Annotated in this window: 12 protein-coding genes; 7 read left to right on the forward strand and 5 right to left on the reverse strand. The window is 67.3% G+C overall.

Annotation, left to right across the window (positions count from 1 at the left end; all coding sequences use genetic code 11):
• The first annotated feature begins 11 nt into the window (after positions 1-11).
• Positions 12-1,187 (forward strand): DcaP family trimeric outer membrane transporter, encoded by a 1,176-nt coding sequence (locus KF941_RS24850; RefSeq protein WP_072463270.1) that lies wholly within the window; start codon positions 12-14, stop codon positions 1,185-1,187.
• Between the two features lie 73 nt (positions 1,188-1,260).
• Here KF941_RS24850 and KF941_RS24855 read toward each other — a convergent pair whose 3' ends face one another.
• The 3 genes from KF941_RS24855 to KF941_RS24865 are packed head-to-tail and all read right to left on the reverse strand — an operon-like array spanning position 1,261 to position 4,095.
• Positions 1,261-2,418 (reverse strand): acetyl-CoA acetyltransferase, encoded by a 1,158-nt coding sequence (locus KF941_RS24855; RefSeq protein ID WP_214274891.1) that lies wholly within the window; start codon positions 2,416-2,418, stop codon positions 1,261-1,263.
• A complete protein-coding gene (locus tag KF941_RS24860) occupies positions 2,408-2,794 on the reverse strand; it encodes an OB-fold domain-containing protein (RefSeq protein WP_214274892.1) in 387 nt (128 codons plus the stop codon). Before KF941_RS24860 ends, KF941_RS24855 begins: the two co-directional genes overlap by 11 nt.
• A gap of 8 nt (positions 2,795-2,802) precedes the next feature.
• Entirely contained in the window at positions 2,803-4,095 is a 1,293-nt protein-coding gene (locus tag KF941_RS24865; protein ID WP_231493205.1) for a CoA transferase, read from the reverse strand.
• A 152-nt stretch (positions 4,096-4,247) separates the two neighbouring features.
• Here KF941_RS24865 and KF941_RS24870 point away from each other — a divergent pair, with 152 nt between their 5' ends.
• From KF941_RS24870 to KF941_RS24895, 6 genes are read left to right on the forward strand one after another with little or no spacing between them, the layout of a single operon-like run.
• Complete coding sequence (locus KF941_RS24870; protein WP_214274893.1) at positions 4,248-5,009, forward strand: SDR family oxidoreductase; 762 nt, start codon at positions 4,248-4,250, stop codon at positions 5,007-5,009.
• Between the two features lie 20 nt (positions 5,010-5,029).
• On the forward strand, positions 5,030-6,310 hold the full coding sequence (locus KF941_RS24875; RefSeq protein ID WP_214274894.1) for an aromatic ring-hydroxylating dioxygenase subunit alpha: 1,281 nt from the start codon (positions 5,030-5,032) through the stop codon (positions 6,308-6,310).
• Positions 6,297-6,761, forward strand: a complete 465-nt coding sequence (locus tag KF941_RS24880; protein ID WP_214274895.1) for a MaoC/PaaZ C-terminal domain-containing protein — start codon at positions 6,297-6,299, stop codon at positions 6,759-6,761. The genes KF941_RS24875 and KF941_RS24880 overlap by 14 nt, the downstream gene beginning before the upstream one ends.
• Before the next feature lie 12 nt (positions 6,762-6,773).
• The gene (locus KF941_RS24885; RefSeq protein ID WP_214274896.1) at positions 6,774-7,517 is read left to right on the forward strand and encodes a ThuA domain-containing protein; all 744 of its coding nucleotides are present in this window, start codon (positions 6,774-6,776) and stop codon (positions 7,515-7,517) included.
• On the forward strand, positions 7,514-8,407 hold the full coding sequence (locus KF941_RS24890; protein WP_051419585.1) for an alpha/beta hydrolase: 894 nt from the start codon (positions 7,514-7,516) through the stop codon (positions 8,405-8,407). The genes KF941_RS24885 and KF941_RS24890 overlap by 4 nt, the downstream gene beginning before the upstream one ends.
• Positions 8,400-9,203: an SDR family oxidoreductase gene (locus tag KF941_RS24895; RefSeq protein WP_214274897.1), complete on the forward strand. Its 804-nt coding sequence runs from the start codon at positions 8,400-8,402 to the stop codon at positions 9,201-9,203. The genes KF941_RS24890 and KF941_RS24895 overlap by 8 nt, the downstream gene beginning before the upstream one ends.
• 102 nt (positions 9,204-9,305) lie before the next feature.
• Here KF941_RS24895 and KF941_RS24900 read toward each other — a convergent pair whose 3' ends face one another.
• Positions 9,306-11,018: a class I adenylate-forming enzyme family protein gene (locus KF941_RS24900; RefSeq protein WP_214274898.1), complete on the reverse strand. Its 1,713-nt coding sequence runs from the start codon at positions 11,016-11,018 to the stop codon at positions 9,306-9,308.
• Between the two features lie 9 nt (positions 11,019-11,027).
• A complete protein-coding gene (locus KF941_RS24905; protein WP_214274899.1) occupies positions 11,028-11,855 on the reverse strand; it encodes a ThuA domain-containing protein in 828 nt (275 codons plus the stop codon).
• Positions 11,856-11,858 lie beyond the last annotated feature (3 nt).

Raw genomic sequence — 11,858 nt, forward strand, 5'->3', positions numbered from 1 at the left:
GGAGGAATGGAATGAAAATCAAGGGAAAGATCGGCTCCGTCAGCCAGATGGCCGCGGCAGTCCTGATCGGAGGGACAGGCGCGGCAGCCGCGCAGGATCTGACGGTTCTGGAGGCACGCATCGCCGCGCTGGAGAACCGCCAGGCCGAAAGCGGCCAGTTGACCCTGGCGCCCGGTGTAAAACTGACGTTTTACGGGTATACGAAACTCGACCTCATCACGGACAACAACTACGATCTGGGCGCGACCACCGGGGCCATGGCCGGGGTGACGGCCGGCAGCCCGCTGGAGGGTTCGGGCTCGAATGCCCATGCCTATGAAAGCCGGCTGGGCCTGCGCGCCAGCATCGACACCGACATCGGCGAGGTGAAGCTTACGCTCGAAGGAGACTTCTTCGGCAGCGGCGGCAATTTCCGCCTGCGCCACGCCTATGGCGAGGTCGGGCCGCTGCTGGCGGGCCAGACCTGGACCAACTGGGTGCCGGCCGAAGGCGGCCCCGCCGCGGTGCAGGACTTCAACGGCCTGGCGGGCGGCAGCTATTACCGCACGCCGCAGGTCCGCTATACCTTCCGGCCCAACGACCAGTGGCGCTTCGCCGTCGCTCTGGAAGAGGATTACGCGCCCGGCACCGCCTCGCGCGTCGCCGTGTCCGGTTTCGCGGGCTATGCCAACGGGCCGCTGAAGATCGGCATGGGCGCGATCTCGCGCGGGCTGGAGACCAGCAGCTTCGGCGACGTCACCGGCTTCGGCTATGCCATCGGCGCCGATTACGAAGCCTGGCAGGGCGGCAAGCTGCATGCGCAATATATCGGCGGCAAGGGCATCTCGACCCTGCTGAACAACGCCGGCTTCTCGGGGCTGGAAGTGGGGACCGCGGGCAAATACGCCTTTGACGTCGATGCCGCGGGCGACCCGGTCAAGGCCAAGGGCGTGAAGCTGGGCGTCACCCAGAAGCTGGGCGAGAAAAGCGACCTTTCGCTGGCGCATGGCTTCCAGCGGTTCGACGATTTTGCCGGCGCCCTGGGTAGCCATACCAAGGAAATCAACTCGACCCACGTGACCTATCGCTACTTCGCGACGAAATCCGTGATGCTGGCGGCCGAGGCCGCCTATGTCGAGCGCGAGCAGTTCGACGGGGCGAGCTTCGACAATACCCGCCTGCAGGGCGTGGTGAAGTTCACCTTCTGAAACACCAAGGCCCGCCATGCCGGCGGGCCTTGTCCTTTCGCGAGGTTGGTCCTTTCGCCTGGGCCGAGCGGGCTCAGACCGTATCCATGCTGCCCAGGATGACGCTGGTCTGCGAGGACAGCACCCCGCCGTTGCCGTGGCACAGCGCAAGATCGGCCGCCGCCAGCTGGCGCTCGCCCGCCTCGCCGCGGATCTGGCGCACGGCCTCGACCAGCGTGAACAGCCCATACATGCCCGGATGCACGCAGGACAGCCCGCCGCCATTGGTGTTGACCGGCAGCGCGCCGCCTGGCGCGATGGCCCCGTCCTGCACGAAGCGGCCGCCCTCGCCCTTGGGGCAAAAGCCCAGGTCTTCGAGGAACAGGATCGTGTTGATGGTAAAGGCGTCGTAAAGCTGCACCATGTCCATGTCGGCGGGGCCGTAGCCCGCGGCGGCATAGGCGCGCTGGCCTGACAGCTTGGCGCCGGTGACGCAAAGATCCGGCATGGCGGCGATTTCCTTGTGCGTGGTCTCGGCCCCGGCGCCCAGCACCGCCACCGGCTTCTTGCGCAGGTCGCGGGCGCGGGCCCGCGAGGTCACGACCACCGCCGCCGCCCCGTCCGTGACCAGGCAGCAGTCCAAGGCCCCCAGCGGCGAAGAGACGATACGCGCGGCCAGGTATTCCTGCATGTCCAGCGGCTCGCGCCGGAATGCCTCGGGGTTCAGCTGCGCCCAGGCGCGCGCGGCCAGCGCCACCGCGCCCAACTGCTCCCTGGTGGTGCCATAGTCGTGCATGTGGCGGCTGGCGGCCAGCGCATAGCCACCGATGGGCATGCGCGCGCCATGCGGCGCCTCGTAGACCGAGCCGCGCAGGGCCGAGACCAGCCGTCCCGCCGCCGTGCGCTGGTTCGAGCCATAGCAGATCAGCGCCGTGTCCATGTATCCGGCCGAGATCATGAAGCAGGCCGTCATCAGGTGGTTCAGAAAGGACGAGCCGCCGGTGCGGTTGTTGTCCACGAACCGGGCGCCGACACCCAGATATTCCGCAACCGCCAGCCCGCCCAGCAGATCCTCGGGCAGGCAGGTGAAAAGCCCGTCCACGTCGGCAAGGCCCAGGCCCGCATCCTCGAGCGCCAGAAGCCCGGCCCTGGCGGTCATCTCGAGCGCGCTGTAGCCCTCGCACAGGCCGATGCCGAAGGTGGCGGCCCCGGCGATGGCGCAGGCGGCGCGCGGAAAGGCCTTATCCTTCATCCTGTTCCCCTTGCGGCACGAAGAACACATGCGGCGGCTCGCTTTCGCCGGCGATCACCGCGCGCAGGCGCTGGCCGATCGCGACCGGGGCCACGGCCTGGATCCGCGACAGCAGGCGGAAACCCTCGTCCATCTCGACGATGGCGATGATGCGGCTGGGCGCGGGCGGCTTTTGCGGCTGCTCGGTCACGGCATGGACCCGGCCCCGACCCGAGGATTGCGCCCATTCCAGCGCCGCCCCGTCGCCGGGCGCGGCTAGGCGGGGCGGAAAGACCGCCCGCCCCTCGGCCGTGCGCTGATAGCAGAAGCGGCCATCGCGCAGGGCTTGCAGATATTCGGCCTCGGGGCCCAAAGACGCTGTGGATGGTGATGCCATGCCTGCCCTCAGATGATCGCTTCGTCGCGCAGCTTCTCCAACTCCTCGGCGGAAAGCGAGAGGCATTGCCGCAGCACCTCGTCGCTATGCTCTCCGGCAAGCGGGGGGGCCGAGCGATAGCTCACCGGCGTCTCGGACAGCCGCAGCGGGCTGCCGACCAGACGCACGGTGCCGGTGACGGGATGCTCCATGGTCACGAACATGCCGCGCGCCTGGAGCTGGGGATCCTCTTCGATGTCGGGCATCTCGTTGATCGGCCCGCAAGAGACCTTGGCGGCAAGGATCCTTTCCATCCAATGCGCGCGCAGGTTGGTGGACAGCACCGCGTTCATCTCGGCCGTCAGCGCCACGCGGTTCTCCAGCCGGTCGCGCGAGCGCAGGAAGCGCGGATCCTCGGCCCATTCCGGGTGGCCCAATGCGCCAGCCAGCCGGGCGAACTCGCGGTCGTTGAAGGTCGCGATCAGGATGAAGCCGTCGGCGCATTCGAAGACGCCGTTCGGCACCGCGGTCGGATGCTCGTTGCCGGTGCGGGGCAGCGGTGCGCGCGCGTTCAGCCACGAGCCGATATTGTTCATCAGCAGCGCCACCTGGCTGTCGAACAGCGCGATGTCGATATGCTGGCCCTGCCCGCCGTTCTGGCGATGCAGCAAGGCCGCAAGGATGGCGATGGCGGCATTGTTGCCGGCGGTGATGTCGGCGATGGGCACGCCCACGCGGGTCGGGATGCCGCCATCCGCCTCGGGCTGGCCGGTGACGGCCATCTGCCCGCCCATGGCCTGCACCAGGTAGTCATAGCCCGAGCGGTCGTTATAGGGCCCGGTCTGCCCGAAGCCGGTGATCGAGCAATAGATCAGCCGGGGGTTGAGCTTGCGCAGATCCTCGTAGCCCAGCCCGTATCGCGCCAGGGTGCCGGTGCGGAAATTCTCGATGAACACGTCCGATTCGGCGGCAAGCCGGCGCAGAAGCGCGGCCCCCTGCGGGCGCGAGAAGTCCAGCCCGATCGAGCGCTTGTTGCGGTTGACCATCTGGAAATAGGTCGATTGCTCGGGCGCGCCGGGGCGGCCCTCGACCCAGGGCGGGCCCAGGGTGCGCAGGTCGTCGCCATCGCCCACGCGCTCGATCTTGATGACGTCGGCGCCCAGGTCGGCCAGGGTCTGCGCCGCCAGGGGTCCGGCCACGACCCGCGTCAGGTCCAGCACCCGGATGCCCGAAAGCACGCCCCGGCAGTCGATCCGGCCTTGGCCGACCGTCGCATCGGTGGCGCATATGTCGAGTTCTTGCATGTCTGTCTGTAGGGTCATGGTTCCTCTGCCCAAGGCTATGCCAAGCAACTTCCGCTTGATTGAATATACAATAGCAATGATTCATTATACAAGAAAAGTATTGTTATTGTTTTTCGCAAGCGGGCATGTAATATTCCGGCAGCAAGCGAAGAACGTCAGCGGAGAGCGCAATGGATCTGCGGTTGAAGGGCCTGAAGGCGGCAGTGACCGGGGGAACTCGGGGAATCGGCAATGCGATCGTGCATGTCCTGGCCGAGGAAGGCTGCGCCCTTGCCACCTGCGGCCGCGCGCCCGAGCGCATCGAATCGCTGCGCCGACAGATGGACGCCGCCGGAGTCCGTTTCCATGGCGAAACCGTCCAGGGCCGCGACGGCGAGGCCATGCGCAACTGGATGAGGAACTCGGTCGAGGCCCTGGGCGGGCTCGACATCTTCATCGCCTCGCTGTCCGCCGGCGGCGGCACGGACGAGGAACGCTACTGGTATCGCAATTTCGAGATCGACCTGATGTCCGCCGTCCGCGGCGTCGAAGAGGCGTTGCCCGCCCTGCGCCGGTCGCAAAGCCCCTCGATCCTGATCCTGGCGACCATGGCCGCGTCCGAGACCTTCGTCGCGCCCATGGCCTATAACGCCATCAAGGCGGCGCTCGTCACCTGGTCCAAGCAGCTTTCCCAGCAGCTTGCCCCCGAGGGCATCCGCGTCAACTGCCTGTCGCCCGGCCCCACCATGTTCAAGGGCTCAAACTGGGAAATGATCCGCGTCGCGCGGTCGCGCATCTATGACAACGCCGTCCGCCAGCAGCCCACCCGGCGCATGGGCACCGCCGAGGAGATCGCGCGCTCGGCCGTGTTCCTGGCAAGCCCGGCCGCGTCCTGGTGCAACGGATCGCATCTGCTGGTGGACGGCGGCTTTTCCAAGCGCGTCCCGTTTTGAATCTCAGGAAGGTTCCTTTCATGGCCATCGAACGCATCAAGCCGACCGATTTCACCCGCACGCCGGCCGCGCCTGCCGCGAAACCCGATTTCGGCACGGCGATGATCCCCAAGGAACGCTATACCTCGGCCGAATACATGCGCCTGGAATGGGAACGCATGTGGACCAAGGTCTGGCTGCTGGGCTGCCGGACGGACGACATCCCGAATCCCGGCGACTACCACGTCACCACCATCGGCAAGGAAGAGATCATCCTGGTCCGGCAAAAGGACATGTCGGTGCGCGGCTTCTACAACGTCTGCCTGCACCGCGGAAACCGCATCATGGTCGGCGAAGGCAACGCGACCAGTTTCAAGTGCCAGTATCACTTCTGGGAATACGGGCTGGACGGCGCGTTCGAGAACATCCCCGACCTCGAGACCTTCCCGCAGGGCGCGCCGCCCTGCAAGGGCCTGCGCGAGGTGAAATGCGACAGCTGGAACAGCTTCGTCTGGTTCTCGCTGGACCCCGAGGCCGAGCCGCTGCTGGACTATCTTGCGCCCCTGCCCGAGCACCTGGAACCCTATCACTTCGAGCGCATGGTCAAGGTCGCCGACATGACCGTGGAATGGGACTGCAACTGGAAGACCTCGGTCGATGCCTTCAACGAATCCTATCACGTGCAGGGCATCCACCCGGAATTGCTGTATTTCATCGAGGACAAGGACGTCCAGATCGACTGCTACGGCAGGCACAACCGCTATCTGGTGCCCTTCTCGACCATCTCGCACCGGGTCGAGGAAACCACCGAGATCCCGCATCTCATCAAGCACGCGATGAAAGAGGCGGGCATGAACCCCGCCGATTTCGACGGCCGCGTGACCGAGGTGCGCAAGGCGCTGCAAGCCTTCAAGCGCAAGCACGGCCCCGAGATGGGGCTGGATTACAGCGACTTGAACGACGACCAGCTGACGGACGATTACCACTACAACATCTTCCCGAACCTGACGCTGAACACCCATGCCGACGACCTGATGCTGTTCCGCCAGCGCCCGCATCCGACCGATCCCAACAAGATGTTCTTCGACCTGTTCATCTTCAAACTGCTGAAGAAGGACGAGCCGCGCCCGAAAAAGCCGCGCCACGAACAGTTCAGGCATGGCGAGAAATCGCTGGGCCTGGTGCTGGACCAGGACGCCTACAACCTGCCGGGGGTGCAGGCGGGGATGAACTCGGACAGTTTCGGCGGGCTGTGGATCGGCGACCAGGAACTGCGCATCCGCCATTTCCATCACGTGCTGGAATCCTATGTCGGATCGTGACGCCAAGCCCCCGCGCCGCTGGGAAGACCTGACCCTGGGCGAGGAAACCCGCTCGCGCGAGATGCTGGTCGAAGAACAGCCGATGATCGCGTTCGCCACGCGCTACGACCCGCAATTCTTTCACATGGACCCGGAAACCGCGGACCAGTCGCTGTTCGGCGGCGTGATCGCCAGCGGACTTTACACCGCCTGCCTGTGGCGCATCCTGGATCACGAGGTGAATGGCGACATCGCCTGGGTCTGCGGCATCGCCTGGGACAATGTGCGCTGGTCGCGCGCGGTGCGGCCGGGCGACCGGATCGTGGCGCATTCCCGCATCGAGGCGCTGCGCCCCTCGGCCTCGCGGCCCACCGTGGGGCTGGCGACGCTGCGCCACGCGCTGACCAACCAGGACGGCGAGACGGTGTTTTCCTTTGTCTCGACCGACATGGTCTATCGGCGGGGGGCTTAGGCGATGCGCCCCATGCGCCGGGTTCTGCTGGTGGTCGGCGGGCTTTACCACGACCTCGACTTCGTCCGGCTGGAACTGCTGGCGCACCTGGCCCGGCGCGAGCATCTGCGCGTCGATCTGCGCCACGACTATTCCGACCTGGACGCGCTGGAGCGTTGCGATGCGCTGATCACCTATACCGCCGCGCTTTTGCCCGACGCGGCGCAGACCGCGGCGCTGGCCGATTGGGTGGGGCGCGGCGGGCGCTGGTTCGCGCTGCACGGCACGAACTCGGCCATCCAGATCCGGCCCGACGGCAAGGTGCTGACCCCGGCGATGGAACCGCTGCTGTTCGACCTGCTGGGCAGCCAGTTCCTGGCCCATCCGGTGCCCGGCCGCTATCGCATCCGCCCTGTCGGGGTCCATCCGCTGACCGAAGGGATCGAGGCATTCTTCCTGGAGGACGAGCATTATCTCCAGCGCCATGCCGAGGGGAACCTGGTCTTGCTGGCCTCGGAGTTCCAGGGCGAGACAGCGCTGTTTCAGACCCGCGACTGGCCCAAGGGGCAGCATCAGAGCTTTTACCTGCGCCCGCGCGGCAAGGGCGGCGTGCTGTATCTGACCCCCGGCCATGCCAGGGGGCGCTATGACATGCAGCCCCTGGCCGACACCTATCCCTTCGTCGAGCGCGGCGCCTGGATCCTGCCGGTGTTCCACCGGCTGATCGGGCGCGGCATCGCCTGGCTCGACCGCGACCTGCCGGAGACCCTGCCATGACAAAGCCCGAGATCCTCGAGTTCCGCACATCGGACGGGCTGCGCCTGGAGGCGGAAAGCTATGGCGCGGGGCCCACCATCCTGCTGGCCCATGGCGGCGGGCAGACCCGCTATTCCTGGCGCGGCGTCGCGCAGGCGCAGGCGGAAAAGGGCTGGCGCACCGTCGCGCTGGACCTGCGCGGCCATGGCGCCAGCGATTGGGATCCGGCCGGGGACTACAGCCTGGAACGCTATGGCCGCGACATTGCCGAGGTCGCGCAGCAACTGGGCGGCGGCATCTATCACGTCGGCGCCTCTCTGGGCGGCAACGCGGCGCTGGCCGCGGTCGGCCGCTATGCGCCCGAACTGTTCCGCGCGCTGGTGCTGGTCGATGTGGTGCCGCAGGTGGACAAGACCGGCGTGGCCGAGGTGCTGGGCTTCATGGGCAGCCACCTGGACCAGGGCTTTGCCGACCTGGACGAGGCATCGCGCGCCGTCTCGGCCTATCGCAAGCAGGCGCCGCGCCCGGCCGGCCAGGCCTCGGGGCTGGCGCGCTATCTGCGCAGGCGCGACGACGGGCGGCTGGTCTGGCATTGGGATCCGGCCTTCGTGCGCGGCAGGCGCCACGGGCGGCTGACGCCGGACCTGGCGCAGCGGCTGGACCGCGACCTGCGCAACATCACCTGCCCGGTCCTGCTGCTGCGCGGGCTGGACAGCAACCTGGTCACGGACGAGGCCGAGGCCGCCTTTCGCCGCAGCGCGCCCGAGGCGCTGGTCTGGCACGTCGACGATGCCGGACACATGGTCGTCGGCGACAACAACTCGCAATTCGCGGGCGATCTGGACCGTTTCCTGAACCTGGTCCGCAACCGCGAAACAGCCATCGCAAACCAGGGGAGAGCGAATGCCTAGACTCGAGGGAAAGCGCGCCGTGATCATCGGCGCCGCCGGCAAGGACAATCTGGGCCAGGTGCTGGCCCGCCGCTTTGCCGCCGAGGGCGCGCAAGTCACCGTCGCCGGCCGCCACCAGGACGTGCTGGCGGAACTGGCGGCCGAGATCGGCGGCCATGCCGTCACCGCCGACATCACCCGGACCCAGGACAACGAGGCCCTGGCCGAGGCGGCCCTGGCGCGGATGGGCGGCATCGACATCGCCGTGAACTGCACCGGCTGGGGGCTGCTGGTGCCCTTCCTCGACACCACGCGCGACGAGCTTGAGCAGATGACGCGGCTGCAATTCATCGGCCCGTTCGAGTTCTTCCAGTCCATGCTGCGGCGGATGGCGGATGGCGGGTCGATCGTCCAGGTTTCTTCGGCCACGGCGCGGATCATGATGGACGACCACGCCGCCTATATGGGCACCAAGGCCGGGATGGACCACGTCATCCGCTGCATCGCCAACGAGTTCGGCGCGCGCGGCATCCGGGCCAATTCGGTCTCGCCGGGCTTTACCGCCTCGCCCATGACCGGCCGCGCGGCAAGGAACGATGCGGTGGTCGGCGCATTCGCGCGGGAATACCCGCTGGGCCGCGTGGGCACGCTTGAGGACACGGCCGAAGCGATCGCCTGGCTTTGCACCGATGCCTGTTTCCTGACCGGCGAGAACCTGCAGGTCAACGGCGGGCTGACGCTGCGCCGCAACCCCACCAATGCCGAGATCGCAGGCGCCGTGCAGGCCGCGAAGGCCGCCCGCGCCGCCGCGCAATAGTTCCCTCCGCCGGCGGGCCGCACATCGCGCCCGACGGCACTTCAAGGCCCCGATCCGATGGACCGGGGCCTTTTTTATGCGCAAGGGTGGGACGGCCAGCCGTCAGCCAGCGATGCAGGCCGAGCGGCGCGCGGCCATCATCTGCTTGATGTCGAAATATTCCTCGGCCGCGAATTCGCGCGACAGCCGGAACTTCTGGATCTTGGTGGTGGACATCGGCCATTCGGTCACGAAGCGCACATAGCGCGGCACCTTGTAGCTGGCGATGCGGCCCAGGCAGTAATCCACCACCTCCGCCGCCGTCAGCCGCGCGCCGGGCCGCAGCTCGACATAGGCCGCCGCGACCTCGAACAGATGGCCGTCGGGCACGGCGATGACCTGGGCCAGCTCGATGTCCGGATGGGTGCAGAGATAGCTTTCGATCTCCAGCGCGGCGACGTTCTCGCCGCCGATCTTCAGCATGTCCTTGAGCCGGCCGTCATAGGTGACGATCCCCCCGGCATCGACATAGCCAAGATCGCCGGTGCAAAGCCAGCCGTCCGCGCGCAGCACCTGCGCCGTCGCCGCCTCGTCCTTGAGATAGCCGCTGAACCGGCAAAAGCCGCGCAGCCGCAATTCGCCGCGGGTGTCGGGCGGCAGGCGCCGGTCGGTCTCGGGGTCGAAGGCGGCGATCTCGAGCCCGTCGAAGGCCTTGCCGGAATGGGTGAAGGGATCGTCCGCCGGATCCCAGGGATCGGACCAGACCGGAACGCCGCTGCCCTCGGTCAGCCCGTAGGCATTGACGAAGCGCACCCCCGGCAGGCTGTCGGCATAGCGCCGCAACAGGTCCGCCGGCCCCACGCAATGCAACAGCCGGACCGAGGACAGGTCGGCCTCGGCAAAGCCCGGATCGTTCAGGATGCCGCCGACGATGGTGGGGAAGGACACATAGGCGAATGTCGCCCGCTCGTCCTGCATCTGGCGCAGCGCCTCGTGCGGCTTGAAATGGCCGGTGCAGATCTGCATCGCGCCCGCGGCCCGGCAGGCGGCCATCGGCAGCATCGAGGACATGTGGAAGAACGGCATCGGGTTGTAGACCACGTCCTCGGGGCCCAGCCGGAAGCGCCGGGCAAAGGACATGCCGATCTGCGACAGGTTGCGGTGGCTCAGGATGCAGGCCTTGGGATGCGCCGTCGTGCCCGAGGAATAGATGATCAGCGCATCGCTTTGCGACGGGATCTCGTCGCGCAGCCGCCGGGCCTGGTCCAGATGCGCGGGCGTCGCGGCAGCCAGGAAGGCGGCCTCGTCTGGCCAGGCCGTCTCGTCGGGGTCGCCGAAGTTGAACAGGCGGCGCAGATGCGGCGCGGCCGCAAGCGACAGCGGCGCCTTGCCGTCCCAGCCCTGCAATTCGGGATAGATCCGCACCAGCATGGCGCGGAAGTCCATGAAGGACTTGGCCTGGCCGCCGATGAACAGGAAACCGGCCTCGGCATGGTCCAGCGCATAGACCAGGTCCGCCTCCTTGAAGCGGGCGTTCAGCGTGATGGCGCAGGCCCCGATCATGCCCGCCGCGTAAAGCAGCTTGACGTATTCCACCGAGTTCGGCCCCAGGATGCCGATACGCGTGCCCGGCCCCGCCCCCTGCGCCAGAAGCGCCGCGGCATAGCGTTCGGCCTCGGCCAGCATCTGCGCATAGCTCAGCCGCTCGCCGTCCAGCAGCAGCAGCGGCCGGTCGGGCCAGCGGCTTGCGGATTGCGCCAGCACCCGCGCATTGGTGTGCTGCCCCGCGGCTTCGACTTCGGCCGGGGGCGTCAGGGTGTTTTCGCTTTGCGACATGGTCTTTCCTTAAACTTGGGCCGGCGCGCCCGCCGCCCATTCGCGCGCGGCAGGGCTCAGCAGCCAGTCGAGGGCGTTTCTCAGCAGCTTGCGGAAGGCTGGATTCGCGAAGGTCGCGCCGTCGTTGCCGCATTGCAACGTGACCGTGGGCGACCGGCCGGAAACCTTGGCCCAGCCGATCAGGTCGGTGCCCCGCGGCGGCGTCCAGCCGTCCGAGGTCCACATCCGCGCCGCAAGCGCATTCCTGGCGGAATGGAACCGCGCGGGGTCGAAATCGGCCTTGGCGCGCAAAAGCGGCACCACCTCTTCCAGCAGCTCGAAAAGGTAAAGCTCGTCGGTCAGCTCGAAACCGTCCTCGAGCCCCTGCGTCACGGGATGCGCGCCCACCGGCTCGGCCCGGTAGGTGACGGGGAACAGATAGCCGGAATCGGGATGCGCCCGGCCCTTGTAGCGGCCCGGCTGATAGAAGAACCGCGCGCCGATCGCCTCGGCATATTCGTCCCACAGCGGCCAGCCCGCGATGGCATGGTGCAGAAACAGCAACGGCTTGCCGCTGGCCAGCAGCGCGCGGAACCCGGCCTTGAAGCCCTCGTCCGGCTCGATCAGGTCGGGCGGGTTCGGGGTGCGGAACTGGATGCCCGGCACGTCGTAGAACAGGATCAAGTCATGGTCCTGCCCGCCGCCGCAGGCGATCAGCTGCGCGGCGGCGGGCTGTTCCACATGCGTCCAGCTGATGCCCTTGAGCGAATCGAAAAGCGCGCAAAAGGCCGTCCGATCATAGGGATGCCCCTTGGTCACGACCAAAAGCCTCACCTTGGCATCGTAGCGGATCAGCATGGG

Origin of the sequence: Paracoccus sp. pheM1 (genome assembly GCF_018499825.1) — a bacterium.
Taxonomy (GTDB): domain Bacteria; phylum Pseudomonadota; class Alphaproteobacteria; order Rhodobacterales; family Rhodobacteraceae; genus Paracoccus; species Paracoccus versutus.